The following is a 25,351-nucleotide window of genomic DNA, read 5'->3' on the forward strand; positions in this document are numbered from 1 at the left end:
TCGGCTTGCGCTTGGTGTTGCCAGGCGCCGCTGCGCGAACTGATCTGACGACTGGCGGATAGAGGAAGCACGGGCGCCTCTCGTCGCTGAATATCGATAGCTCCAACCTCGATAGAGGCTTGATGGTTAACAAAGTCTCACTTGTCGTCACTACCAGGCAAGCTCGCACCAGCATTGTGACGATCTGGCGCAAGCTCACGTGTTGCGAGCAGCATATGGCGAAGGATGACGATTGTTCGATAGGGCGAGGTTGCAGGCGCTCCGGTTAACCCGTCAGCAACCTTAATAGAGTGTAATTGTACCACGTATGGTGGCGGCGTGGCGCGGGTCTCGCGGGAGTGGATGATGCGGTTGGCGTTCTGGCGTGCCGGCAAGAAGACACAGGTTGACGGAGCCTCCGCCCGACCTGTGACAGGCTCGCCGTCGTCGGCGGAGCCCGGCCCGGCCGGCGATCTCGACATCCGGCTGGTCGGTCGTGCCCTGGCGCGAAAGCGTGGCTTCATCCTTCTGCCCACGCTGCTCGCTCTCGTTCTGTCGATTGCCGCAGTCAACATGATCACACCGCGCTACAAGTCCGAAGCGCGGATTCTGATCGACGGCCGCGAGAACGTATTCGTGCGGCCGAACGGGGAGCGCACCGAAGAGCGGACGGCACTCGATGCCGAGGCGGTCACGAGCCAGGTGCAACTGGTCCTGTCGCGTGATCTGGCCCGCGACATCATCAGGAAGAACAAGCTGGGCGAGCTGCCGGAGTTCGATCCCGTGCTGCGGGGCGTGTCGCCGCTGAAGTCGGTCGCGGCGATGATCGGCCTCGTGAAAGATCCGCTCGCCATGACGCCGGACGAGCGCGTCATGGACGCCTATTACGAGCGCTTGACCGTCTACGCCGTGGACAAATCGCGGGTGCTCGTCGTCGAGTTCCAGTCGCAGGATCCGGCGCTTGCGGCGCAAGTCGCGAATTCGATCGCGGATGGCTATCTCGTAGTTCAGCAGAATGCCCGCCAGGCGCAGGCGAAATCGGCCAGCCAATGGCTCTCTGGGGAGATCCAGGGGCTGCGCAAGAAGGTCGAGGAGGCGGAGTCGCGGGTCGAGGAGTTCCGCGCCAAGTCGAATTCGTTCATGGGGACCAACAACACGTCGCTGTCCAACCAGCAGATGGGCGAGGTCAACACCCAGCTCAACAATGCGCGCGCCTTGAAATCGGATGCCGAGACCAAGGCACGGCTGATCCGGGAGATGCTGCAGAGCGGCCAGCCGATCGAGGCGTCCGAGGTCGTCAACTCCGAGCTGATGCGCCGGCTGTCCGAGCAGCGCGTGAATCTGCGCGCGCAGCTCGCGGAGCAGTCGTCGACGCTGCTCGACAATCACCCGCGCATCAAGGAGCTGAAAGCGCAACTGGCTGATCTCGACCGCCAGATCCGCGACGAGGCCGGCAAGATCTCGCGTTCGCTCGACAGCGACGCGCGAATCGCCGACGGGCGCGTGCAGATGCTGAGCCAGAGCCTCGATCAGGCCAAGAAGCAGGCCACCTCCACCAATGGCCTCGATGTCCAGCTGCGGGCGCTGGAGCGCGATGCGAAGTCGCAGCGCGACCTGCTGGAATCGTATCTCGCCAAGTACCGCGAGGCGAACACCCGTGAGTCGCTCGACACCCCGCCCGCGGATGGGCGGATCATCTCGCGGGCGGTGCTGTCCAACACGCCGGCGTACCCGAAGAAGCTGCCGATCGTGCTGATCGCCACATTGGCGACCTTGATGCTGACCTCGGGCGTGGTCATCACCGGCGAGCTGCTGCGTCTGACCGCGCCGCGCCCAGCGAGCCAGATCCCAGCGGCGAGCGCGATGCCGGATGTCATGGTGCTCGCGGCCCGGGTCGAGCCGATGATCGCGGCGCCCATGGTCGCCGCAGCGCCGGCCGTTGCCGCGTCGGCAACGACTGCAGCGGCGCGTCCCGCCGCGGTCGTGCCGCCAGCGGTGGCCGCCGTCGCGCCCGAACCGGTCAAGCCGCCGCCGATGAACGAGTTCGAGCAGCTCGCATCCGATCTGCTCGCCGCGGGCGAGGGCGCCCGCAAGGTCACCGTGCTCGGTACGGCCGGCGGCGAGGCCGTCACGTCCACCGCGCTCGCGATCGCCCGCACCATGGCAGCGCAGACGCGCGTGGTGCTGGTCGACCTCGCCGGCAGCCCGCAACTGCTTGCAGGCGTGTCGGTCGATCCGGCCGCGCCCGGCCTCATCGAGCTGATGCTGGGTGAGGCATCGTTTGCGTCCATCATCACCAAGGACCAGGCCTCGCGGCTGCATCTGGTCAACGCCGGCCGCCCCGGCGCCGACCGCAGCCAACTGCAATCGCCGCGGCTCGCGCTCGCGATCGATGCGCTGCTGCGAGTCTACGACCACGTGCTGCTCGACGCCGGCAACGCCTCCGACCTGCCGGCCGAGCTGCTGACCGCGGGCGCGCGCGCCATCGTCGTGCCCGATCCCAACATGCCTGCCGAGGCGCGCAGCCAGATGAGCGAGCAGCTGCGCGAGGTCGGCTTCGGCGCCGTCACCATGCTGAAGGCACCGGCCGGAGGCGCCAACCGCAACCAGCCGGGGCCGCGCGGCGTCGCCGCCTAATCTCCGGCCTTCTCGTCGGCCTTTTCGTCCACCTGGGCGGCGCCGCCACGCGCTCGCAGCGCGCCGCGCAGCTGCTGTGCCAGACGGAACAGGGCAGGGCTGTGCTTGACGGCATGCTTGGCCCGTCCGACCGCAGCCATCGTCGTTGCGGCGACGCGGCCCCGCGCGGTCAACGGCATGAAGCTGTCGAAGATCGGCTCGTCATCCTTGCAGAACATCCGCTTGTAGTCGTCAGATCCGATGCCGAGATCGAGGGCGCGAAAATCCTCTCGCGCGTAATGATCGATGATCGAGCGCATCAGGATCAGCCCGGGGCTCCAGCGCGCATTCTCCGATAGCGTGTAGGTGTTGAACATCATCGAGAAGCGCGCCCCGTCGGCGACGCCGGCAAACAATGCGATGATCTCGGCATCGCAGCGCAGCGCGTGGATATCGATGGCGCGATGCCCGCAGTCGAGTTTTGCCATGCAGGCGCTTCGCACGAAGGCCGCGACGCCGGGCTCGGCAAATACGTTCGGCAGCCTCTGCTCGGCCATGCGGACCGGCTTGGTGCGGAAGAACCAGTCGAGCAGCTCGGCGATCTCGGCGTCGCTGCTCGCAACCATGTAGCGATAGCCGGGCAGCGCCTGCAGCTTCTTTTCCTTGCTCTTCAGCCGCTTTCGGAACGAATTCGACAACAGCGCCGTCGGTGCGGCCCCCGGCGGCATCAGCAGTACCGGACAGTCGTTCACCGACGACTGGTGCGGCCATTGCGCCAGCGGATTGGCGAGATCGCGCCAGTGCAGCGGCTGCTGTGTCAAGGCGAGCACGTCGACACCGCCGCGGTCGCGCAACCCTGCGAGCAGGACGTCGAGATCGCCGGCGCTGGCGCGCGTGGCGAATTCGCGATCCATCAGCGGCATGTTGAAGGTCGTATGCTTGCCGCCCATGAAGGTGGCGATGCGCACGCCGCAGGCGTGCCGCAACGTCAGCGGCAGCAGCAGCAGCGGGCGTTGCTCGGCATCACGCCCGATGACGATGAAAGGCGTCGCATGCTCGCGCGCGCCGACGTCGCGCTGCCATGCGCCGAGCAGGTCGAAGCGTTGGTAGGGCGTCGAGACATGTTCGGGGACTTCGAGCGCGCGCCAGACCGGCTCGGCGGCAGCCAGATCGGACACGATGTCGACCCGCGCGAGCCCCGACGGCAGTCGCCGCGCGGGCGCCTGCGCCGTCCGGCTCTCGATCACGGCGGCCATGGTCATCGCGCAGCTCGCGTTGTCGTGGAATTTTGTTGCTTGACGTCGGGAGACCCTCGCAAAGAAGTCTCAACAAAAGGTAATGGCAATGACTTCGTCCCAAATCGGGAATGGCACAAACAAAGACCTGTTCAAATCGGCAGCGGCCACGCGATCTTGACGGCGGACGATCGCTATCATCGGATGGCGGTGATCATGACGCGATCGCGCCATGGTCTGACAGCATCAGGTGGGCGCGGACGGTCTGGTTTCAAGTGGGATTCGGGGAAGGGGCGCGGGAATTGTCGTCGGACAACAGGTGGCTGCGCAGCGCCCGGCTCGAGCTGGCCTATTTCAGCGGTCGCACGCTGCTCGCGTCGCGAGCCACAGCCGGCGCCGGTGCCGTGCTGCGGTTCGAGCGGGTGCGGCCGCGGCGCAAGGGCGCGTTCCAGCCGCTGAAGTGCGCGGAGATCACGCCCGTCTTCCTCGACAAGGTGATCCGGGCGCTGAAGCGCTGGGGCTATGAGATCGTCTCGCTCGACGAGGCCTGCCACCGGTCGGTCCGGCTGCCCGAAAGCCGTCGCTTCGCCTGCCTGAGCTTCGACGGCGCCTCCAAGGACGTGATCACGCATGCCTATCCTGTGCTCGCCCGCCACGGCGTGCCATTCACCGTTTACGTGCCCTCGGCCTTCCCCGATGGTCTCGGCGAAGCCTGGTGGCTGGCGCTGGAGGCCGTGATTGGGCGCGAGGCCCGCATCAGCCTCGTGATCGACCATCGGGAGCAGCGCTTCAACGTGGTCACGCCGGCTGAAAAATACGAGCTGTTCGCCTATCTCGCGGGCTGGCTGCGCAAGCTGCCGCCGGCCGAGCTGTCGATCGCGATCCGCGACCTCTGCTCGCGCCATTCGGTCGATCTCGCCGCCCTGAGCCGCGAGTCCTCGATGGATTGGGCCGACATCGCCCGGCTCGCCGCCGACCCCAACGTCACGATCGGCAGCGCCACCGTGCATTATCCCGTGCTCGCCAATCTCAGGGATGCCGACGCCCAGCGCGAGATCACGATGGGCAAGGCGGTGCTGGAGACGGCGCTGCGCCGCCCGGTCCGGCACATGGCGTATCCGTTCGGCGACCGCTATTCGTTCCGCCGCAGCGACGTTGTGCTCGCCGAGCAGGCGGGCTTCGTCAGCGCGGCCTCGACGATGCCAGGCGTCGTGCAGAGCGAGGGCCGCACCCATCTGCACATGCTGCCGCGGATCGCCTGGGACGGCCGCTCGCGCTCGCTGCGCGCTTTGAAGGTGCTGATGGCCGGCATCACCCTGCCGCGGGAAAAATCCGCGCCGCAGCCGAAACTCGATCTCGGCTGATCAGCCCTGCTGCCGCTCCGGATCCGGGCGCAGCATCCAGCTCACGATCGGCATCGCCGGCAGCACCCAGCCCATGCCGACCACGACGTAATACACCGCCTGCAGCCAGCCGGAATTGGCGATCAGAGGGAATTGCGCCATCACCATGCCCATCATCGACCAGGCGAAAGCGAGCAGGAGCAGCGCGACGGCGCCGATCAGTTTGCGGGTGCGGATCGTCATGACGGGATTGTCAGCCTCGGCTGGGGGCGGCACGGCTTGCGCGCGATTTCCTCGGGATTATAAGGGCCTGTCAGCCCCGGTTCAATCGAGCGTTCAACGTCCATGACCACGGTTCCCCGCACCACAGATCTCGCCGCGATCCGCATCTGGCTGCTCGTCGTGGCCGGCCTGATCGCGCTGATGGTGCTGGTCGGCGGCGCCACGCGGCTGACCGAATCCGGGCTGTCGATCGTCGAATGGAAGCCGGTCACCGGCACCCTGCCGCCGCTGTCGGAGCAGGCCTGGACCGACGCCTTCGAGGCCTACAAGACCATTCCGCAGTACCGGCAGATGAACGCCGGCATGTCCCTGCACCAATTCAAGACCATCTTCTGGTGGGAGTGGAGCCACCGGCTGCTCGGCCGCGTCATCGGCATGGTCTACCTGCTGCCCTTCCTGTGGTTCCTGTGGCGCGGCGCCGTCTCCGGGCCGCTCGGCCGCAGGCTGTGGCTGATCTTCAGCCTCGGCGCGCTGCAGGGCGCGGTCGGCTGGTGGATGGTGGCCTCCGGCCTCACGGAGCGCACTGAGGTGGCGCCGGTCCGTCTCGCGACGCACCTCTCGCTGGCGCTGTTGATCTATGCGTCGATCGTCTGGACCCTGCGCCGGCTTGCGTCGCGTGAGGAAACCGCGGCACCGGCGCGGCTGCGGCTCACCGCGTGGATGCTGGTCGGCGTCACCTTCGTGCAGCTCTATCTCGGCGCGCTGGTCGCCGGCCTGCGCGCCGGCCTCGTCTACAACACCTGGCCGGAAATCGACGGCGGCCTGATCCCGAAGGCGGCCAATCTGTGGATCCATTCGCCGTGGTGGATCAATCTGTTCGAGAACGATCTGACGGTGCAGTTCATGCATCGCATGACCGCCTACACGCTGCTGGCGCTGGCCGCGTGGCACGCCTTCGACGTGATGCGCGCCGGCGCCGGACGGGCCGTCGTGCGCGGCGCGCACCGCCTGCTCGCCGCGATCCTGGTGCAGGCCGTGCTTGGGATCTTGACCCTGCTGGCGCTGGTGCCGATCTCGCTGGCGCTGCTGCATCAGGGCACGGCCATCATCGTGCTGACGCTCGCCGTGCTGCAGGCCGAGCGCCTGTCGCCGCGGCGTGTCGGTGTGGTCCCCGTGCCGCAGGCGGTGGTGGCAGGGCAGGTGGGGTAGGGGCACGGCCTCTCCTCCGTCATTGCGAGGAGCCGAAGGCGACGAAGCAATCCAGAGTCCCGCCCGCGACTCTGGATTGCTTCGTCGCTTCGCTCCTCGCAATGACGTGGAGACGTCGGTTTGCATCATTGCACCCCGTCCTGTTGCGCTCGTCCGTCAATCTCCGCTGTCGTCGCCCGGCTTGACCGGGCGATCCAGTATTCCAGAGACGGGAGTGATTCCTCGATGGGCCGCGGCGTACTGGATCCCCGCCTGCGCGGGGATGACAACTGAGTTTGACGTGCGGCCATTGGCCCTCTCAGAAGATATCCAGAAGACAAACGCTCTCATCCTCGCGCGCCATCGCGCCGAGCTTTGCCGATCGTTTCACCCTCGAAAACACGCGAGGGTGCGGGGAAGGCCGGATGCCTGGCCGGCACCCATGGCCCGCGTGCAAAGAAAAAAGCACGCGGCGGTCACCACAGGTACGGCCGAAAGCACCCGGCCTTCCCCGCGCGATGGTTTTAACGCTTATACGCGATCTCCCCGGGGACCGGGCTGTCTTGCCCCCGTCATCTCGCGCGATGCGTTGAGCACCGACACGAGACTTAGCGCCAGCGTCGGGGCGCCAGGACCACGCGACTTCGCCGTCCGTGACAGGTCGCTCGTCCGCGCGAACTTTCGTCCGCGCACGGCCCGCCACGTCCACCGCATTCCTGCCCTACGCAACTGGACGATCCGGAAGCGCCCCTCGGCTGGACAGGAACAAAAAGAGAACATAAACTGATTTGCGTCGTTTGGCAAGCGTGGCGTGTCGCGGACATCGCCGGGTGGGGCGGACCATGCAATTCGAGTTCGATTGGGATCCGGCCAAGGCAGAGAGCAATCTGCGCAAGCATGGCGTTGCCTTTGAGCGGGCGATGAGCATCTTCAGCGATCCGTTGGCGCTCTCGCGTCTCGATGACGGATCTGGCGCAGGCGAGGAACGATGGGTTACGATGGGACGCAATATTGCGCACGAGCTACTGCTGGTCGTGCATACGTACACGGAGCTATCGGCAGACCGCGCAGCGATCCGCATCATTTCTGTCCGTCGCCCGACCCGGCGCGAAATCCGCTCCTACGAGAATGGGTGATCCGATGAAGGATGAATACGATTTCTCGAACGCCGAACGCGGCAAGTTCTTTCGCAAGGGCGCGCGAATGCTGCCTCCGGTGCATCTCGAGCCTGATGTGCTCGATCACCTGACCGGGCTGGCCAGCGCGCGGGGCGTATCGTTGACCGAATTGGTCAACACGCTTCTCAAGGAGGATATTGAGCGGATCGAGGCTGCGAAATAGCTCTTTGGGAGCTTCTGCGAGCACCTCGTGATGCCTTCGCGACCAGACTTCCGCGACACGGTTCGGGCGCGCGCGGACCGTGATCCGGCGTTCGCGAGGCGTTGTTCCAGGAAGCCGTGAGTGCGCTGCTGCGCGGAGAGGCCGATGACGGCCGCGCCGGCCTGCGTGCGTAAATCGACGCAACGATCGGCTTCGAGGCGTTGAGCAACGCGCTCGGGCGGCCGTCGAAGAGCCTGATGCGCATGTTAGGGCCATCCGGCAATCCCACGGCCGAGAACCTGCTTGGCGTGATCGGCGTGTTGCAGGCAGAGACAGGCGTGCAGCTCGACGTGCGCGTCGTGGCCGCGGAGTGAGTTACGGGCGCGCGGATCAACAAGATCACAGCTGCTCTCAACCAATGAAGAACGAATACGACTTCTCGAACGCCGAGTGCGGCTCGTCGTTGGACGAACTGGTCGCGACGCTCCTCAAGGAGGAGATCGCGCGGATCAAGGCGGCGAAATAGATATCAGGAGCGCCGCCGCCGCTGATCTTGGCAATAGCCGAGGGCCGTCCGTCGCAGGCGACTGCGGCGGATGAGGCTATCTCCGCCGTTGCTGTTGGCACGGATATCGCGAGCTTCAATCGGGCGCATACGCGTCCGGGTCGGGACTGCTGCTGGGCGACTTGAACGCGGCGCGTAAGGGGGCCGGCATCGGGTAGTTGAAGTTGATCCCGGTCGGCGGCACGGGTGACTCGAACCACTTCTTGTAGAGCGCCTCGATGGCGGGGCTCTGATAGAGCTCGGCCGTGACGCGATCGGCGATGGCCTTGAACGGCGCATCGTCCTTGCGCAGCATGATGCCGAAAGGTTCGGGCTTGGAGAATGCGTCGCTGCTGATCATGTACGCCGCCGGGTCCTTCGACCGCGCGATGGCGACCGCGAGCTGGACGTCATCGAGCACATAGGCCTGAGCCCGGTCGGTCTCCAGCATCAGGAACGCTTCGGCCTGGTCCTTGGCCGGCACGATGTTGATGCCGAGCTTGCGTTCGACATTGACCTTGTTCAGCTGTGCGATGTTGGTCGATCCAGCGATCGCGACGGCCGTCTTTCCCCTGAGGTCGTCGATCGTCTGGAGCGAGAGCGACTTCTTGGCCGCAAAGCGTGTGGCGCTGAGAAAGTGCGTATTGGCAAAGGTCACGAGTTTCTGGCGTTCGGCGTTGTTGGTAGTGGAGGCGCACAAGAGGTCGATCGTGCCATTCGTCATCAGCGGTATGCGATTGGATGACGTCACCGGAACGGTTTCGATCGTGAGGTTAGGAAGCCCAAGCTCCTTTTTGACCGCATCCGCGATCCGGGCGCAGATGTCGAGCGCGTAGCCCACCGGCTTCTGGTTGCCGTCGAGATAGCTGAACGGCACCGACGATTCCTGGAAGCCGATCGATATCCTGTTCGTCTCCTTGACCTTCTGGAGCGTGCCCGTCAGTTCCTCGGCGCCGGCGGCGTTTGCAGCGAGCGCTGCCGTCAGCAGAAGTCCCCAAATGCGCATCAAAGCCTCTCCTCGCAGCAATCCTCTTTGCGCGTGCAGCGTTGCACGCGCAGCGGCGATGCAGCCTCGCTGCGTCCGGCCTGGATGAAAAGGGATAAAACCGCTTCTATTGCGGTCATCCGTACGAGCCTTGGCGGTATGCGGGACCTCGTTCTTGTCGTCCCGGATGTCGCTTCGCTCATCCGGACTACTTGCATGCCAACGGCACCCCGCTCAGCAATACCCGTACACGCCGCACGCGTAGGGCAGGCGGAACATGTAGTTGGTGTAGCCTTCGCCGCCGTAATAGGGGCCCTGGTAGTCGTAGGAGAAGGCGCGGCCGTAATAGCCGGGCAGCTCCTGGCGGCCGAACAGCAGCGGCGTCGAGGGCCACATCGGGGAGATCAGCGAGTCCTGGTCCCTGACGACGACGACCGTCGGCGGCGGCGCTCTCATGGCGCGGCGGGCCTTGATGTGGACGATCTTGTCGTGGACGGCCGGCAGGTCGGCTGCGAGCACGACGCCGTTCGCCGCGATGGCCGCCAGCAGCATCATGATCACCAACGTTCGCATCCTGCTCTCCTCGACTTCTGTTCGGGTGGCGTCGGCGCTTCGCGATACATCCACCGCTGCTTTTCACGCGGGTCCGGAAGGCGATTCCACGGGCGGCAGGATGAGCCGGGTATGGTTAACGAAATCCTTCCGGCGTCCGACAGTTGGCTGCAATCATCCGTAGAAGGACGGGCATTTTCAGCTTTTGTTAAGTTCTGCGGGTGCAAGCTTACTGCTGCCGGCGATTTTGAAGGTCGGCCGAATGCAGCCCGGCCGCTGCGTCCGGGCGCGAAAATCTCTGCTGCATTTCATCAGAGTCTCAGACCAGAAGGTTTCGAGCATGTCGGTGATCATGTTTTCGGCGTCGGCGCGCCAAAATCTCCAATCACGGACCGGCTCAGTCAACGCTGAACTCGCTGCCATCGACGAGGGCGCCGCAGGACTGCAGGCGCTGTCGGCAAGCCGGCTGATCGCGGCCTCCGCGCTGCCTCTGGCCCGCCAGATGCACGCGCGCCTGTTGCAGCTGATGAGATGATCACCTGGAGTTAACGAGGGCGCGGTCCGAGAAGCCGGCAACGGCCCGGCCGTGGGACGAAGGAGAGCGCGGAAGCCCATGGGGCCGCCCGCGCTCTCTTTGTTTTCGGGGCCGCTTGCTGCCTCAGCCGTCAGTTGTTCGTCATGCGCGGGCTTGTCCCGCCTGCGGGGCCGAAGCCCCTTCGGCGCGGCGACGGCCCGCGCAGCCACGTCGTCATTGCCGGGGCGAAGACGTGGATGGCCGGGACAAGCCCGGCCATGACGTGGTGAGAGATGCGCTCGTCACGCCGCACGCCGATGCGCGGCGCGATCCGTAGAGCGAAACGCGCCTTACGCGCTCAGCGCCTGCTCGAGGTCGGCGATCAGGTCTTCCTTGTCCTCGATGCCGACGGAGATGCGGACGATGTCGGGGCCGGCGCCGGCCTTGATCTTGGCGGCGTCGTCGAGCTGGCTGTGCGTGGTCGAGGCCGGGTGGATGACCAGCGAGCGGGTGTCGCCGACATTGGCGAGATGCGAGAACAGCTTCAGGTTCGACACCAGCTTGACGCCGGCGTCGTAGCCGCCCTTGAGCGAGAAGGTGAACACGGCGCCGGCGCCCTTCGGGCAGTATTTGCGGGCGAGCGTGTGATATCTATTCTCGGGCAGGCCGGCATAGTTCACCGCGGCGACCGCCGGATGGCGGTTGAGAAATTCTGCGACCGCCTTGGCGTTGTCGCAGTGCTTCTGCATGCGCAGCGGCAGGGTTTCGATGCCGGTCAGGATCATGAAGGCGTTGAATGGCGACAGCGCCGGTCCGAGATCACGCAAGCCCAGCACGCGGCAGGCAATGGCGAAGGCGAAATTGCCGAACGTCTCGTGGAGCCGGATGCCGTGATATTCGGGACGCGGCTGCGTCAGCATCGGATATTTGTCGCCGCTGCCGGCCCAGTCGAAGGTGCCGGCATCGACGATGACGCCGCCGATCGAGTTGCCGTGGCCGCCTAAGAACTTGGTCAGCGAGTGCAGCACGATGTCGGCGCCGTGATCGATCGGGCGGATCAGATAGGGCGAGGCCAGCGTGTTGTCGACGATCAGCGGCACGCCCGCCTTGCGCGCCACCTGCGCGACCGCCTCGATGTCGGTGATGGTGCCGCCGGGATTGGCGATCGACTCGATGAATACAGCCTTGGTGCGTGGGCTCACCGCCGCCTCGAAGCTCGCGACGTCATCGGTGTCGGCCCACACCACGTTCCAGCCAAAGCTCTTGAACGCATGCGTGAACTGGTTGATCGAGCCGCCGTAGAGTTTTCGCGCGGCGATGAACTCGTCGCCGGGGGACAGCAGCTGCTGCAGCGCCACGACCTGCGCGGCATGGCCAGAGGCCACGGCCAGCGCGGCGGTGCCGCCCTCGAGAGCTGCGACGCGCTCCTCGAGCACGGCGTTGGTGGGGTTGCCGATGCGGGTATAGATGTTGCCGAACGCCTGCAGCCCGAACAGCGAGGCGGCGTGGTCGGCATCGTTGAACACGAATGATGTGGTCTGATAGATCGGCGTCGCCCGCGCGCCGGTGGTGGGGTCAGGCTGGGCGCCGGCGTGAATGGCGAGGGTGGCAAATCCCGGGGCACGGTCGGTCATGATGTTTCCTCTTGGCTTGATCCCTCACGCAGCGGCGCCGGCTGATGCAGGGATCGATGATGGGAGACGGTGTCGATAGCGCGCCGTCGTGCGCCTCCGCGTCATCCCGGCGGAGGACATTTGCCACCGGGCAAGATGCCGTCAAGGCTGGCGGCGATAATCAGTCGGATTTGAAATGCGTTGCTGTGTCGCGCCGCCGTCGCGACACGATCCTTTCGCAGATGCGTCAGGAGGGATCGCTTCTGTCCTTCGCGGCGCGGTCGGCCGCTGCCGTCGTGCCGCCGCCGACGCTGGTGCGGTTCAGCGACAGCCGCATGCCCTGGGTCGGGATCGGCGCGCGCTTGGCGCTGATGGTGCGCGAGTTGACACCCATCCAGGAGATCTCCGACGACAGCCGGCCATATTCGATCTTGGGGCAGCGGTTCATGACGACCTTCAGCCCAGCGGCCTCGGCCTTTTCGGCCGCCGCATCGTCACGCGCGCCGAGCTGCATCCAGATCACCTTCGGCAAGGGCTGCAGCTTCAGCGCCTCATCGACCACGGGCATGATGTGCTGCGAGCTGCGGAAGATGTCGACCATGTCGATGGGACGGCCGATGTCGGCGAGCGAGGCGACGAAGGGCCGGCCCATCAGGCTCTTGCCGACATGGCCGGGGTTGACTGGGATCATGTCGTAGCCGCGCTGCACCAGATATTTGAAGGCGAAGAAGCTCGGCCTGATCTCGGACGGCGAGGCGCCGACCATCGCGATCACCTTCACGCCGTTGAGGATGCCGCGGATGTAGTCGTCGGGATAGGTGTCGTGATTCATGGGGGCACGTTTCTATTAGTTATATCGGGCATCGTCATTCCGGGCGCCCGAAGGGCGAACCCGGAATCCCGAGCTGAGGTCAGCAATCTCGAGATTCCGGGTTCGATGCTTCGCATCGTCCCGAAATGACGAAGTTATTGATGCCGTCATTGCGAGGAGCCAACGGGTCCGCGCGAACGCGCGGCCCGATGACAGGCTCCGCGACGAAGCAATCCAGGGGCTCGGGTGGAACTCTGGATTGCGTCCGCCTTCGCCTTGCAGGCTTCGGCGGACACGCCGCTGCGCTCGCAATGACGGAGGAGAGAGCGGCGGGCGTCACTCATCCCGCCAGGTCGGAGTCCGCTTCTCGATGAAGGCGCCGATGCCTTCTTCCGCGTCGCGGGCGAGCATGTTCTGCGTCATCACCTCTGCCGCATAACGATAGGCGTCGGCAAGGCTCATCTCAGCCTGGCGGTAGAATGCTTCCTTGCCGAGCTTGATTGTATAGGCGGATTTGCGCGCGACTTGTTGTGCCAGCGCAATCGCCGTGTCGCGTTCCGTTCCGGCCGTGACCACGCGATTGATCAGGCCGATGTCGCGGGCACGCACAGCTGGAACCGGCTCGCCGGTCAGCAGCATCTCCATCGCCTGCTTGCGCGGCACGTTGCGCGACAGCGCCACCATCGGCGTCGAGCAGAACAGGCCGATGTCGACGCCGGGCGTCGCGAACGACGCGCGCTCGGAGGCGACGGCGAGATCGCAGCTCGCGACCAGCTGGCAGCCGGCTGCGGTGGCGATGCCCTGCACGGAGGCGACGACGGGTTTCGGCAGATGCACGATGGCCTGCATCATCGCGCTGCAGGCGTTCATGAGCTTGGCGAAGAAGGCGCGGCCGCGGTCGGCATCGCCGCGACGGGCGGTGAGCTCCTTGAGGTCGTGACCTGCGCAGAATGCCGGACCATTGGCCGCGATCACCACCGCGCGCACGGCCTTGTCGGCACCGATCTCGGCCAGCGCCTGATGCAGCTCCGCGATCAGCGGCTCCGACAGGCTGTTACGCTGCGCCGGGCGGTTCAGCGTCAGCACGGCAACGGGGCCGACCATCTCGCGCATAAGGATCGGCGCGTCGGCAGCATTGGCGAGGGCAGGGGCGGACATTGCGATTTCCGGTTGGCGATTTCCGTTTGGGCGCTGGATCGCGGCTAATGTAACAGAAGGCAACGCGACAGAGCAGGGGGAGACATGACGGCGAAGATGAGCATCGCGGAACTCGAAGCGTTCCTGCACGCGGAATTTCCCCAGGCCTTCCGCACCGGCGGCGACATCAGCATCGAGAGCGCCGACGGCCGGAGCTGCCGGATGCGCCAGCGCTTCAACGAGCGCATGCTGCGTCCTGGCGGCACGGTCTCCGGGCCCACCCTGATGGCGCTGGCCGACTTCGCGATGTACGTGGTGCTGTTGTCGGCGATCGGCCCGGTCGGTCTTGCCGTGACCACGAATCTCAACATCAACTTCCTGCGCAAGGGCGCGGCCGGCGCCGACGTGCTGGCCGAGGCGCGGCTGCTCAAGCTCGGCAAGCGGCTGGCGGTCGGCGAAGTCACGCTATTGTCAGGGGAATCGCCTGATCCGATCGCCCACGTCACGGCCACCTATTCCATTCCGAATGCGTGAGGTTTTCGAGGGTATTATTGCACCATATTTATAACCTCATGTTTTCGTTGGCGTAATTTTGCGCCGATGGCGTTGACGAATGCGGGGCGCTTCTCTAGAAGCTGCGACCAGTCCGGCGCGTCATCCGCGCCGCATTCTCCCTGTCACGGATATCTCTCATGAAAACCTTTTCGGCAAAGCCGGCCGAGGTCCAGAAGAAGTGGGTCGTGATCGACGCCAAGGGTCTGGTCGTCGGCCGTCTCGCTACGCTGGTCGCCATGCGGCTGCGCGGCAAGCACCTCCCGATCTACACGCCGCACGTCGACTGCGGCGACAACGTCATCATCGTCAATGCCGCGCACGCCGTCCTGACCGGCCGCAAGCGCGAGCAGAAGGTGTACTACAAGCACACCGGCTATGTCGGTCACGTCAAGGAGCGCACCGCGCGCCAGATCCTCGAGGGTCGCTTCCCCGAGCGCGTGATCGAGAAGGCCATCGAGCGCATGATCCCGCGCGGGCCGCTCGGCCGCGTGCAGATGGGCAATCTGCGTGTTTATGGCGGACCCGATCATCCGCACGAGGCGCAGAACCCCGAGAAGATCGACATCGCCAAGTTGAACCGCAAGAACACGAGGGCCGCATAAGATGGCCGAAAGCATCCAGTCTCTCGATCAGCTGTCGCAGCTCAAGGGCGCCGTCACGGCTCCGGACGCTCCGAAGTATGAGAAGAAGGTCGACAAGTTCGGCCGCGCCTATGCCACCGGCAAGCGCAAGGACGCGGTCGCCCGCGTCTGGATCAAGCCGGGCTCCGGCAAGGTCACCGTCAACACCCGCGACATCGAGGTCTACTTCGCTCGTCCGGTGCTGCGTATGATGATCGAGCAGCCGATGGTCGTCGCCGCCCGCAAGGGCCAGTACGACGTGATCTGCACGGTCGCCGGCGGCGGCCTGTCCGGCCAGGCCGGTGCGGTCCGTCACGGCCTGTCCAAGGCGCTGACGAACTTCGAGCCGGAGCTGCGCGGCGTCCTCAAGAAGGGCGGCTTCCTGACCCGCGACTCGCGCGTCGTCGAGCGTAAGAAGTACGGCAAGGCCAAGGCCCGCCGCTCCTTCCAGTTCTCGAAGCGCTGATCTCTCGGGTTCCGGCTGCGGCCGGATCCCTTGCTCTCCAATACGAACGGGCGCCCTCGCGGGCGCCCGTTTTGCTTTGCGTGAAGCCTGTGCGGATCAGGCGCTGGCGCGGCGCGCCGTCAGCCATTGGTTCGGTGCCAGCGGCTTCGACACCACGCGGACCTCGCCGATGCTGCCGATGAAGCCGTCCGACGGTGCGCGATCCCACCAGCCGCAGCCGAGTGCCCAGGGCTGGCTCGCCGCAACGCTCGCGAGGCCGTTGCCGCCGATGACGCTGCGCACGACCGGCGCGCCCTCGATGTAGAGCACGGTCGAATTGTCCTTGGGATCGTTGACGATCGCGAGGTGGTACCAGGTGTTCAGCATGATCTCGCCGGACCAATCGGTCTGCGGCTGCTGGGTCGAACTCGACGGCGCGATCTCCCACTGCACCTCGCGCAGGTTCGAGATCGCAAACAGGATCGGCGGCGATTCCGGGTCGCCGCCGGCATAGCCGGGCAGCCAGCCGCGGTTGCCGAAGCGGGTGAGGATGTTGCACCAGGCGTGGTCGCTGGCTTTCCAGTTCGGATCGATCTTGATGAAGGCTTCGACGGTATAGCCGGATGCGAACGTTGCCGCGTTGATCGGCGCGTTGGCCGCGGTCGTGAACCAGCTGAAGCGGCCGGCGCCCTGCTTGGTCGTGTTGAGGAACTGCATGCTGCCCGGCGCCGAGGACAGGCGATGCTTGTCGGCGGTGAAGACGACGTCGGCGACCTGGGCGGCGCCCGCGAGCGAGGCGCGCTGCATCGGGTTGGCGGCGGTGAGGTCCGGCAGTGCAGTGCCGGCGGCCACCGCCCTGCCGATCGCCGACGAGGCGATCCGCCAATGCGCAACCGTCTCGGCGATCAGCGGATAGTCCTGCTCGTTCGCCGGCGGCACCACCACCGGCTCGGGCGCCTCGGTGTAGTTGGCGTAGAGATCCTGCTTGACGCGCGGCAGGATCGGCGTGCCGGCGAAGGCCGGCAGATGGCAGAAATTGGTGAAGCGGGCGAAGCGGCGGCGGAAGTCGATGGGAATGGTGAACTCGTGATTGTCCTCGGTCAGCCAGGCGCGGTCGAACTGCTTGAGGCTGTCCTTCGGCTTCGCGACCACCCACGGTGAGAACGAGGCGACGTCGATCTTGTTGCGGGTGAAGTCGAACTCGTAGAGCCGCATCAGGCCGTTGCCGCCCTGATAGGCCATCTGATAGTCGACCACCATCTGGTGGACCGGATTGTGGAAGTCGTTGATCTTCGTCAGCAGCGCGCCGCCATGATAATGGCCGTTGAGGGTCATGAAGATCTGGTCGTTGCTGCGGATCAGCTTGTCCCAGAGATACTGGCCGTAGGCGACCTCGAGCGGGCTCGTGCCGTCATTGGCGATGTTGAGCAACTGGTGATTGGCGAGGATGACCGGCAGCATCGGATGGCGCGCGATCATGCTGCGCGCCCAGGCGATGGCATCATCCGAGGCGCGCCAGGACAGCGACAGCACCATGAAGCTGACGCCGCAGGCGTGGAACACATGCGCCTCGTGCCAGCCGCTCGGATGGCGCTCCAGGAAGGTCCGCTGCTTCGCCGCGCGGCTGGTCGGAAACCATGAGAGATAGGGCTCGGATGAGCCGCGCTGCGCATCTGTGCCCGCGCTCTGGCTTGTCGCGCTTTCGAACTCCAGCGCCGACAGCACGTCGTGATTGCCGGCGAGCACCGAATAGGGCCGGCCGGCGTTCTCGAGCAGCTTCATCGCGGCGTCGGCGACCGCCCATTGCTGCGGATGCTTGGACTGGTCGACGACGTCGCCGAGATGGATCGTGAACGGGATGTGATACTTCGCGGCGTTGTCGACGATGAACTGCGTCTGCGCCGGATAGGGCGTGCTGCCATACTGGCGCTGATAGGCCTGGCCTTCTTCCGACGTTGCATAGCGCGAGTAGAACTGCGTATCGGGAAGGACGGCGAGCGCGAAACTGGTCGTGACGTGATGGTGGTGATGATGCATGCGCCAATGCGCGTGCGCCGCCTGGCCGGGCAGCAGGCTGGCGCCGAGGCCGAGCGCCGAAACGCCCATCGCGTTGCGCAGCAGCGTGCGGCGGTCCACGCCCTGCACCGGCTCCGGACCGCGCGACGGATGATGGCCTGCGGCCGGCTTGTTGTTCGATGAATCGTCGTCGAAAGACATCCTCGTCCCCACCTCGAGCGGCGGATCGCGCCGCGGTCGGGACGTGTTAGGGAGAGATGATCTCAAATTTGAGAAGGTTTCTTATCGTTTCGATGAGTGTTCGCCGCAGGACGGGAAACCATTGATTCCGCACGCGAGGGCGCACAACTATCAATGAAGGGGTGTGTGCCGTGTGCAATCTGGGCGGGCGGTCGCGCGGATTGCCTCGGCATTTTTGAATCCTGTTTGCAGATTTCTTGCGCAACAATTTGTTGACGAGTTGCGCCGGGCTTTTCGAGAAAACTTGGCATCCCAGGCAAACCTCTTTCCAACAAACCGCCCGCTAGGTTGATCGCGATAAGGCCGCGCTAACCCTGACTTCCCGCGCCGCCGCAGCAACCGAGGTGATCGATGGCGCTTGATAGCATGACGCTCGACATCGTAGCGACCATGGTCGCGGCGCTGCTTGGCGCCATGTTGCTCCATTTCGGTCGACAGGAGAACACGCCGGCGCTGCGCTGGTGGGGGGCGGCCTATATTCTCGGCGCCGTCGCGATCGCGCTGTGGACGCTGATCGGCGAGCTCTATGGTGAGGTGGTGTCGCTGTTCCTGAGCTCCATCGGTCTGATCGCCACCGCCATGGTGTGGAATGCCGCGCGCGTGTTCCACGGCAAGCCGCCGAGCGTGCTTGGGCTCGTGCTCGGCGCGACGGTCTGGATCGCCAGCGGCATGCTGCTCGATGCGTCGGCGCAGGCGCTGCGGCTGACGATCGGCGCCGCGATCGTCGTGATCTACGCCATGCTGACCGCGGCCGAGCTGTGGCAGGAGCGGCGGCGGACCTTGCACAAGCGCTGGCCGGCGCTGATCGTGCCGGTGATGCACGGCTTCGTCCTGATGCTGCCGATCCTGCTCGGCAACATGCTGCGCGATTCCGACGGCGCCTTCGCCGCGGCCTGGGTCACGATCTTTTCGATCGAGCTCGTGCTCTATGCGGTCGGCACCGTGTTCGTGATCTTCATGCTGGTGTCAGAGCGCATCGTCAGCGCCCACAAGCGCGCGGCGACCACCGACCCGCTGACGGGCCTGCTCAACCGCCGCGGCTTTGCCGAGTCCTCCGCGCAGCTCATCGAGCGCGAGGCGCGCGAGCAGCGCCCGGTCAGCGTGCTGATCTTCGACATCGATCATTTCAAGTCGATCAACGACCGCTTCGGCCACGCCGAGGGCGACGAGGTCCTGAAGCTGTTCGCAAACGTCGTGGTCAACAATCTGCGCCTCACCGATCTCTCGGGGCGGATCGGTGGCGAGGAGTTCGCAGCACTTTTGCCCTGTTCGATCGAAGAGGCCATGGTCGCCGCCGAGCGTGTCCGTGAGGCGTTCGCGGCCTCCGGCGTGGTGTGCGAGGACAAGCCGGTGGACACCACCGTCAGCATCGGCGTCGCCGGCGGGCCGGGCGGGACCGATCTCGACGTGCTGCTCGCGGCCGCCGATACCGCGCTCTACAAGGCCAAGCGTTCCGGGCGCAACCGGGTCGAAGCGTCGGCGGAGCTGCCACTGTCTCTCGACCGCTACCGCCGCCAGCGCGCCGCTGCCAGCCTGCCGCAGTCGGGACAGGCGGTGTTGTCCAGCTGAGGCGCGGCTTTCGCTCTCCCGATGTCTGGGCTAGACAAGCGGCCCACACCAGGGGAGGCCGACAGAACATGATCACGGAAATCGCCCAGATCGACGTCAAGCCGGGCACGGAGAAGGATTTCGAGGCCGCGGTCGCGAAAGCACGCGCTGCTTTCGGCCGCTCCAAGGGCTTTCACGGCTTCGAGCTGCACAAATCGATCGAGAAGCCGCAGCGCTACCGCCTGATGGTGAAGTGGGAGACGCTCGAAAACCACACGGTCGATTTCCGCGGCTCGGAGAACTTCACCGAATGGCGCGGCCTGGTCGGGCAGTATTTCGCCAGTCCTCCGGATGTCGAGCACACCGAGACGGTGCTGACTTCGGCCGGCTGAGGCCGCGCCAGCGCTGCTCGCCGCGGAACACCATCATGACGCATGACGATCTGGTCGAAGCCTACGCTGCCGCCGGACGGCACTACCATGATCTTCGCCACGTCCGGGACTGCCTGGCCCAGCTCGATCGCGTCGCGGACCTCAGCGTCCGCGACCGCGAGATCCTGACCCTCGCGATCTGGTGGCACGACGTCGTGTATGATCCCACGCGCTCCGACAACGAGGAGCAGAGCGCCATCCTTGCCGAGCGTCACGTCGCGCCCGAGCTGCGCGACGAGGTCGGACGCCTGATCCGGCTGACCCGGACGCACGATGTCGCGCCCGGCGATCGGCTGGGCGCGCTGCTCGTCTCGATCGATCTGGCCATTCTCGGCACCGATGAGGCCGGCTACGACGCCTATGCGGATGCGATCCGGCGCGAATATGCGCACGTGCCGGACGACGCCTACCGCGCCGGGCGCGCGGCCGTGCTGGAGCGGTTCGCGGGGCGCCCCGTGATCTATCCGGATGCGGGCTTTGCCGCTGCCCTCGACCAGAAGGCGCGGGCCAACCTCGCGCGCGAGCTGAGCGGTCTTCGATCATAGGCAGGATCAGCTCAGGCATTTCGAGCGGCCGCATCGCTGCGGCAATGCAGCCTGCGCAGCATCGCATGAGCGAATGTGGCTTGTCTTTTGCTGCGGCTCGACATGCAATGAGATGACATGCGCGTCGCCATGGCGCGCTCCTCATTTTCTGGAACTCCGTCATGCCGATCATCAACCGCGCCGCCGAGCTGGCGGAAGACGCCAAGGTCTGGCGCCGCGATTTCCACCAGCATCCCGAGCTGCTCTACGAGGTGCATCGGACGGCCGCGCGTGTCGCCGAGCTGCTGGCCTCGTTCGGTGTCGACGAGGTCGTCAGCGGTATCGGCAGGACCGGCGTCGTCGGCGTCATCCGCGGGCGCGAGCCGTCGCAGCGTGTGATCGGCCTGCGTGCCGACATGGACGCGCTGCCGCTGCAGGAGATCAGCGACGTCCCGCACAAGTCCACCATTCCGGGCCGGATGCACGCCTGCGGCCATGACGGCCACACCGCGATGCTGCTGGGCGCGGCGCGCTATCTCGCCGAGACGCGCAACTTCGCCGGCACGGCCATCGTCATCTTTCAGCCGGCCGAGGAGGGCGGGGCCGGTGGCCGTGCCATGGTCGAGGACGGCCTGATGGAGCGCTTCGGCATCGAGGAGGTCTACGGCCTGCACAACGCGCCGGGTCTGCCGCTCGGGACTGTCGCGACGCGCACCGGCGCCGTGATGGCCGCCGCCGACACCTTCGAGGTGCGCCTGAAGGGCCTCGGCGGCCATGCCGCGCGGCCGAACAAATGCGTCGATCCGATCATCGCCGGCGCGCAGATCGTGACCGCGCTGCAGACGATCGTGGCGCGCAACGTCGATCCGGTCGAAAGCGCGGTGCTGTCGATCACGCGCTTTCACGCGGGGACGACCGCCGACAACATCATTCCGCAGACCGCAATCATCGGCGGCACCGTGCGCACGCTCGACGAGGACATCCGCCGCTTGATGGACGAGCGCTTCAAGGGCCTCGTGACGGCGCTCGCGAGCGGGATGGGCGTCGAGGCGGAGATCGACTATGAATGGGGCTATCCGGTCGTCATCAATCACGCGGAGCAGACCGCGTTCGCAGCCGACGTGGCGCGCAGCGTCGTCGGGCCGGAAAAGGTCATCACCGATATGCCGCCCCGGCTCGGCGGCGAGGATTTCGCCTACATGCTGCAGGCGCGGCCCGGCGCGTTCGTCTTCATGGGCATCGGCGATGGGGCCGGCGTGCATCACCCCGAGTATGATTTCAACGACGACGTGATCCCGCACGGGATCAGCTATTGGGCCAAGCTCGTCGAGACCGCGATGCCGGCCGGCTGAACCGCCACAACCGATCTCTCAGATCGCGGCCGCGGCGTCCTCGGTGCGGCGGTCGCTCTTGAAATAGTCGATCATGACCTTGGCGATCGCCATCAGCGGCAGCGCCAGGGTCAGGCCCCAGACGCCGAACACGATGCCGAGCAGGATCTGGAACGCAAACAGCGTGGCCGGCGGGATGTCCAGCGCCTGGCGCTGGATCAAGGGCGTCAGCACATAGCTCTCCATCGCGTGCACGCCGAGGAACAGCACGAAGGCAGAGACGGCCGCGACCCAGCCCGAGGCGAGGCTCGCCAGCACCACGATGACGCCGGCGATGATCGCGCCGACGGTCGGAATGAAGGCCAACAGGCCGGCCTGGATGCCCAGGATGAACGAGCTCTGCACGCCGATGATGGCGAGGCCGATCCAGGTGACGAGGAAGACCGCGAACATCGTCGTGATCTGGGCGATCAGCCAGCGCTCCAGCGTATAGCTGATGCGGTCCACGATCACGGTGGCCTGGTCGCGGTACTTCGCCGGCGCCAGGAAAAGCAATCCGCTGCGGTAGACGGCCGGCTGGGCCGCGAAGGCGAGTCCCAGGAACAGGACGATGAAGAAGTTGCCGACGGCGCTGACGGTGCCCAGCAGCAGCTTGAAGGTCTGGCTGACGATGGCGCCGCCGGAGGAGGCCAGCGCGCTCGGCGAGGGCAGGCCGCCCGGCAGGCCATGGGACGGCGTCTGGGTCGGTGTGGTCGAGCCGCCATCAGGCGCGGCAGTGGCCGTGCTCGCGGCGTTGAAGTCGAAGAAGCTGGTGTCGATGCCGTTGCGGTCGAGGAAGCCCTTGATGTTGCCGAGCTGCGACTTGATCGTATCGCTCAGCACCTTGGCCTGGTCCGCGATGGTGGTGCCGCCGAGGAAGACGATGCCGACGAGCACGGCCGCGAGGGCCAAGCAGACGATGACGAGCCGCGCCGGATGCGGCCAGGGCAGGACGCGGCCGAGCAGGCTGGTCATCGCGTTGAGCGCGACGCCGAGCAGCATGCCCGCGAACAACAGGAAGATCGCAGCCGCGTAATACCAGGTGAAGGCCATGCCGGCCATGAACAGGGTTACCCCGATGCCGCCCACGGCAATGGCCCAGGCCAGGTCGCTGCGGGCCTGGAGGCGCGGGTCGGCGGGGGCGGTCATGAGGCGTCCTCTGTGCTGATCGGCCCCCACACATTGGCGAAAACGGCTGGCGGATCAAGCGCAGGCTTGAGGAAGCGGGGCGCTGCAGGACGCTTGCGGGGGTGTCCGGAATTGGCATTGGGGACCCGCGTGGCCATATGTTGATCCTGCCGTGCGACGCAGGCATGATTTGTGCCTGCCGGACTGGCGGATGCGGCAGCCGAAGGCCGGACAAAAGGGAGAGAAACGAAAGCAATGAAACGTCCGGTGGTCGGCGTGATCGGCAACAGCCATCGCGTCGAGAATAGGTTCACCGTGCAGATGGTGGGCGAGCGCAACCTGAGCGCCGTGGCCGAGGTCGCGGGCGCGCTGCCGCTGATGTTTGCCGGCGTTCCCGAGATCACCGACATCGCCGCGCTGCTCGATGTCGTCGATGGCGTGGTGCTGACCGGCGCCCGCGCCAACGTGCATCCGACCCGTTTCAACACCGAGCCGAGCCTCAAGCACGAGCCCTACGACATCCACCGCGACGAGGTCGCGCTGCAGCTGTCGGAGGCCTGCGTCTCCAGAGGCATTCCGCTGTTCGGCATCTGCCGCGGCCTCCAGGAGATGAACGTCGCCTTCGGCGGCTCGCTGCATCCGGAGATCCGCGAGATTCCCGGCCGCATGAATCATCGCATGCCCCGGCTGGAGAACGGCGAGATCCATCCCGATCCGACCGTCATCTTCGCCGATCGCCACGAGGTCAAGCTGACGCCGGGCGGCGCCTTCGCCGGCATCCTCGGCTGCGACATTATCAAGGTCAATTCGCTGCATGGTCAGGGCATCCTGGAGCCGGGCGCCCGCGTCGTGATCGAGGGCATCGCCGAGGACGGCACCATCGAGGCCATTCGCATCGCCGACGCGCCGAGCTTTGCGCTGGGCGTGCAATGGCACGCCGAATATGACCCGCAGAAGAACCCGATCAACCGCAAACTGTTCGAGGCTTTCGGGGAGGCGGTGAGGAAGCGGCAACTGTCCTCCTGACCAGGGAGCTGAACCTGGGTCGGGCAGGGCCAGACCAAGCTGTTGGGTCACCTCGCGATGTCTCCTGATGAAGGGTCCTGGATGCGCCACGTCCTGATCACGACTGCTGGTCGGCACTCCTGTTTTGGCTCAGACCGCGCCGCCCATCGAGGGGCCAATCACCTGCACGCTGCCGGTGGCGGCGACCGACACCGCGAAGAGCATTCAGCAGCGCTATGGCGGCGAGGCGGTGGTGCAGGACCTGCCCGGCGCCGAGGGCGAGACATATAGGGGCCTCGTGCTGTTTCCGCGGGCGATGGACCGGCGCATCGAGGTCGGCTTCATCCAGGACAAGACCGCGACGGTGTCCGGGCTCAGCTTGCGCGATGTGGCCAAGACGAGCCGCTGGAGCGTGGCCGGCGTCACCATCGGTGCGAGCCTCGCAGCGGTCCAGAAGGCCAACGGCAAGCCGTTCGTGATCTTAGGATTCGACTGGGACTATGGCGGCTACGTCACCGACTTCAAGAATGGTGCATTGGGCCGCAAGCTGCCGGGCGGCTGCTCTGTGACGCTGCGTTTCAGCACCGACAAACTCGTGCCCAGGGCGCTTCTGGGTGAGGGCGTGAAGATCTCTTCCGAAAATCCGGCGCTCAAGAAGCTCGCACCCGTCGTCACCGAGATCGTCGTCAATTTCGCTGCGAAGTGATGTCTCTACGGGTGCAGGCTTGGTGAAGACGAGCATGCGTCGAACGATCATTTTGTGGATGCTGCTCGCCACGCCGGCTTCGGCGCAAACGGCAACGACGGCCGACGGGCCGATCACCTGCGCCTCGCCGGTGTTTGTCGAGGACTCCGCCAAGAGCCTGCTGCGCCGCGCAAGTGCGCCTCAATACGCCTCGCGTGCCTCATCTATGAGACCGGCCGCGGTTTTCGGGCGAGTCATTCTGAAGCACGCTGAAGCATAGCAGATGGCGCAGGCCAAGCGTGGCGAGAGCGCGGCTGCGATCAGGGCTTTGCGAGATGCCAGGCGTTGTTCAGGAAGCCGTCGCCTGTGATGTCGCCGGGCTTCTGATCCTTGGCGAAGGTGTAGAGCGGCTTGCCCTTGTAAGCCCACTGCCTGGAGCCGTCGTCCCGGGTGATGATGGTGTAGTTGGCGTCGGCCTTGTCGCTGGCTTCGGCTTTCAGGACCGGCCAGTTGGTCGCGCAGGGACCGTTGCAGGCTGATTTGCCGTCGACGTCCTTGTCGAACGTGTAGAGCGTCATGCCCTTGTTGTCGGTGAGGATGTCGCCCTTCGTGCTGCTGCCGCTCTTGGTTGGAGGCGCCGCGCTGGCGGACGAGATCGCCGCGAGTGAGATTGCGGCGGTCAGGAAGAGGCGCGAGATCGAAAGCTTGGTCATTCGAAATCTCCC

At 65.7% G+C, this 25,351-nt stretch carries 26 protein-coding genes; 16 read left to right on the forward strand and 10 right to left on the reverse strand.

Annotated elements, in window-relative coordinates:
* The first annotated feature begins 345 nt into the window (after positions 1-345).
* A complete protein-coding gene (locus QX135_RS16240; RefSeq protein WP_316176416.1) occupies positions 346-2,616 on the forward strand; it encodes an exopolysaccharide transport family protein in 2,271 nt (756 codons plus the stop codon).
* Here the strand turns inward: QX135_RS16240 and QX135_RS16245 are convergent.
* Positions 2,613-3,857, reverse strand: coding sequence for a GNAT family N-acetyltransferase (locus QX135_RS16245; protein ID WP_316176415.1), 1,245 nt, complete (start codon positions 3,855-3,857; stop codon positions 2,613-2,615). The genes QX135_RS16240 and QX135_RS16245 overlap by 4 nt on opposite strands.
* Before the next feature lie 275 nt (positions 3,858-4,132).
* Between QX135_RS16245 and QX135_RS16250 the strand changes: the two genes are divergently transcribed.
* Positions 4,133-5,194, forward strand: a complete 1,062-nt coding sequence (locus QX135_RS16250) for a polysaccharide deacetylase family protein (RefSeq protein ID WP_316176414.1) — start codon at positions 4,133-4,135, stop codon at positions 5,192-5,194.
* Here QX135_RS16250 and QX135_RS16255 read toward each other — a convergent pair whose 3' ends face one another.
* On the reverse strand, positions 5,195-5,416 hold the full coding sequence (locus tag QX135_RS16255) for a DUF2842 domain-containing protein (protein WP_315711497.1): 222 nt from the start codon (positions 5,414-5,416) through the stop codon (positions 5,195-5,197). It abuts the gene before it with no gap.
* Between the two features lie 102 nt (positions 5,417-5,518).
* On the opposite strand from QX135_RS16255, the gene QX135_RS16260 reads away from it, so the two are divergent.
* The 4 genes from QX135_RS16260 to QX135_RS16275 all read left to right on the forward strand — a co-directional run bounded on the left by QX135_RS16260 (position 5,519) and on the right by QX135_RS16275 (position 8,277).
* Positions 5,519-6,604 carry a COX15/CtaA family protein gene (locus QX135_RS16260; protein WP_316176413.1) on the forward strand — a complete coding sequence of 362 codons (1,086 nt, stop codon included), beginning with the start codon at positions 5,519-5,521 and terminating at the stop codon, positions 6,602-6,604.
* 821 nt (positions 6,605-7,425) lie between these two features.
* The gene (locus QX135_RS16265; protein ID WP_315738306.1) at positions 7,426-7,719 is read left to right on the forward strand and encodes a BrnT family toxin; all 294 of its coding nucleotides are present in this window, start codon (positions 7,426-7,428) and stop codon (positions 7,717-7,719) included.
* 4 nt (positions 7,720-7,723) lie between these two features.
* Positions 7,724-7,924 (forward strand): hypothetical protein, encoded by a 201-nt coding sequence (locus tag QX135_RS16270; RefSeq protein ID WP_315738305.1) that lies wholly within the window; start codon positions 7,724-7,726, stop codon positions 7,922-7,924.
* A gap of 200 nt (positions 7,925-8,124) precedes the next feature.
* Positions 8,125-8,277, forward strand: coding sequence for a hypothetical protein (locus tag QX135_RS16275; RefSeq protein WP_315738304.1), 153 nt, complete (start codon positions 8,125-8,127; stop codon positions 8,275-8,277).
* Between the two features lie 267 nt (positions 8,278-8,544).
* Here QX135_RS16275 and QX135_RS16280 read toward each other — a convergent pair whose 3' ends face one another.
* Both QX135_RS16280 and QX135_RS16285 read right to left on the reverse strand, forming a co-directional pair.
* Positions 8,545-9,453 (reverse strand): amino acid ABC transporter substrate-binding protein, encoded by a 909-nt coding sequence (locus QX135_RS16280; protein ID WP_315738303.1) that lies wholly within the window; start codon positions 9,451-9,453, stop codon positions 8,545-8,547.
* A gap of 213 nt (positions 9,454-9,666) precedes the next feature.
* On the reverse strand, positions 9,667-10,005 hold the full coding sequence (locus QX135_RS16285; protein ID WP_316176412.1) for a hypothetical protein: 339 nt from the start codon (positions 10,003-10,005) through the stop codon (positions 9,667-9,669).
* Between the two features lie 241 nt (positions 10,006-10,246).
* Between QX135_RS16285 and QX135_RS16290 the strand changes: the two genes are divergently transcribed.
* On the forward strand, positions 10,247-10,519 hold the full coding sequence (locus QX135_RS16290; protein WP_316234164.1) for a hypothetical protein: 273 nt from the start codon (positions 10,247-10,249) through the stop codon (positions 10,517-10,519).
* A gap of 329 nt (positions 10,520-10,848) precedes the next feature.
* Here QX135_RS16290 and QX135_RS16295 read toward each other — a convergent pair whose 3' ends face one another.
* From QX135_RS16295 to QX135_RS16305, 3 genes are all read right to left on the reverse strand, one after another.
* Positions 10,849-12,132 carry an O-acetylhomoserine aminocarboxypropyltransferase gene (locus QX135_RS16295; RefSeq protein ID WP_315775089.1) on the reverse strand — a complete coding sequence of 428 codons (1,284 nt, stop codon included), beginning with the start codon at positions 12,130-12,132 and terminating at the stop codon, positions 10,849-10,851.
* 226 nt (positions 12,133-12,358) lie between these two features.
* The gene (locus QX135_RS16300; RefSeq protein ID WP_315738297.1) at positions 12,359-12,943 is read right to left on the reverse strand and encodes a CoA-binding protein; all 585 of its coding nucleotides are present in this window, start codon (positions 12,941-12,943) and stop codon (positions 12,359-12,361) included.
* A gap of 315 nt (positions 12,944-13,258) precedes the next feature.
* A complete protein-coding gene (locus QX135_RS16305; RefSeq protein ID WP_316176411.1) occupies positions 13,259-14,080 on the reverse strand; it encodes an enoyl-CoA hydratase in 822 nt (273 codons plus the stop codon).
* An 84-nt stretch (positions 14,081-14,164) separates the two neighbouring features.
* Between QX135_RS16305 and QX135_RS16310 the strand changes: the two genes are divergently transcribed.
* The 3 genes from QX135_RS16310 to rpsI all read left to right on the forward strand — a co-directional run bounded on the left by QX135_RS16310 (position 14,165) and on the right by rpsI (position 15,700).
* Complete coding sequence (locus tag QX135_RS16310; RefSeq protein ID WP_315738295.1) at positions 14,165-14,593, forward strand: PaaI family thioesterase; 429 nt, start codon at positions 14,165-14,167, stop codon at positions 14,591-14,593.
* A 158-nt stretch (positions 14,594-14,751) separates the two neighbouring features.
* Positions 14,752-15,216 carry a 50S ribosomal protein L13 gene (gene rplM, locus QX135_RS16315; protein ID WP_315711511.1) on the forward strand — a complete coding sequence of 155 codons (465 nt, stop codon included), beginning with the start codon at positions 14,752-14,754 and terminating at the stop codon, positions 15,214-15,216.
* Between the two features lies 1 nt (position 15,217).
* Positions 15,218-15,700 (forward strand): 30S ribosomal protein S9, encoded by a 483-nt coding sequence (gene rpsI, locus QX135_RS16320; protein WP_172109671.1) that lies wholly within the window; start codon positions 15,218-15,220, stop codon positions 15,698-15,700.
* A gap of 96 nt (positions 15,701-15,796) precedes the next feature.
* On the opposite strand, the gene QX135_RS16325 is transcribed toward rpsI, so the two are convergent.
* Positions 15,797-17,896 (reverse strand): LamG-like jellyroll fold domain-containing protein, encoded by a 2,100-nt coding sequence (locus QX135_RS16325; protein WP_316176410.1) that lies wholly within the window; start codon positions 17,894-17,896, stop codon positions 15,797-15,799.
* A gap of 390 nt (positions 17,897-18,286) precedes the next feature.
* Between QX135_RS16325 and QX135_RS16330 the strand changes: the two genes are divergently transcribed.
* From QX135_RS16330 to QX135_RS16345, 4 genes are all read left to right on the forward strand, one after another.
* Entirely contained in the window at positions 18,287-19,504 is a 1,218-nt protein-coding gene (locus tag QX135_RS16330; RefSeq protein ID WP_315738293.1) for a GGDEF domain-containing protein, read from the forward strand.
* 68 nt (positions 19,505-19,572) lie between these two features.
* Positions 19,573-19,875 carry an antibiotic biosynthesis monooxygenase family protein gene (locus QX135_RS16335; RefSeq protein WP_006611040.1) on the forward strand — a complete coding sequence of 101 codons (303 nt, stop codon included), beginning with the start codon at positions 19,573-19,575 and terminating at the stop codon, positions 19,873-19,875.
* 35 nt (positions 19,876-19,910) lie between these two features.
* Positions 19,911-20,459, forward strand: coding sequence for a phosphohydrolase (locus tag QX135_RS16340; protein ID WP_315775084.1), 549 nt, complete (start codon positions 19,911-19,913; stop codon positions 20,457-20,459).
* Between the two features lie 161 nt (positions 20,460-20,620).
* On the forward strand, positions 20,621-21,790 hold the full coding sequence (locus QX135_RS16345) for a M20 aminoacylase family protein (RefSeq protein ID WP_316176409.1): 1,170 nt from the start codon (positions 20,621-20,623) through the stop codon (positions 21,788-21,790).
* Positions 21,791-21,808: 18 nt separating this feature from the next.
* Here the strand turns inward: QX135_RS16345 and QX135_RS16350 are convergent, their stop codons facing one another.
* Positions 21,809-22,957, reverse strand: coding sequence for an AI-2E family transporter (locus QX135_RS16350; RefSeq protein WP_315711522.1), 1,149 nt, complete (start codon positions 22,955-22,957; stop codon positions 21,809-21,811).
* Between the two features lie 234 nt (positions 22,958-23,191).
* Here QX135_RS16350 and QX135_RS16355 point away from each other — a divergent pair, with 234 nt between their 5' ends.
* On the forward strand, positions 23,192-23,962 hold the full coding sequence (locus QX135_RS16355; protein WP_316176408.1) for a gamma-glutamyl-gamma-aminobutyrate hydrolase family protein: 771 nt from the start codon (positions 23,192-23,194) through the stop codon (positions 23,960-23,962).
* A gap of 124 nt (positions 23,963-24,086) precedes the next feature.
* Positions 24,087-24,647 (forward strand): hypothetical protein, encoded by a 561-nt coding sequence (locus tag QX135_RS16360; protein WP_315810855.1) that lies wholly within the window; start codon positions 24,087-24,089, stop codon positions 24,645-24,647.
* A gap of 299 nt (positions 24,648-24,946) precedes the next feature.
* On the opposite strand, the gene QX135_RS16365 is transcribed toward QX135_RS16360, so the two are convergent.
* Positions 24,947-25,339 carry a hypothetical protein gene (locus tag QX135_RS16365; RefSeq protein ID WP_315738287.1) on the reverse strand — a complete coding sequence of 131 codons (393 nt, stop codon included), beginning with the start codon at positions 25,337-25,339 and terminating at the stop codon, positions 24,947-24,949.
* Positions 25,340-25,351 lie beyond the last annotated feature (12 nt).

It is taken from the genome of Bradyrhizobium sp. SZCCHNR1098 (assembly GCF_032489375.1).
Taxonomy (GTDB): domain Bacteria; phylum Pseudomonadota; class Alphaproteobacteria; order Rhizobiales; family Xanthobacteraceae; genus Bradyrhizobium.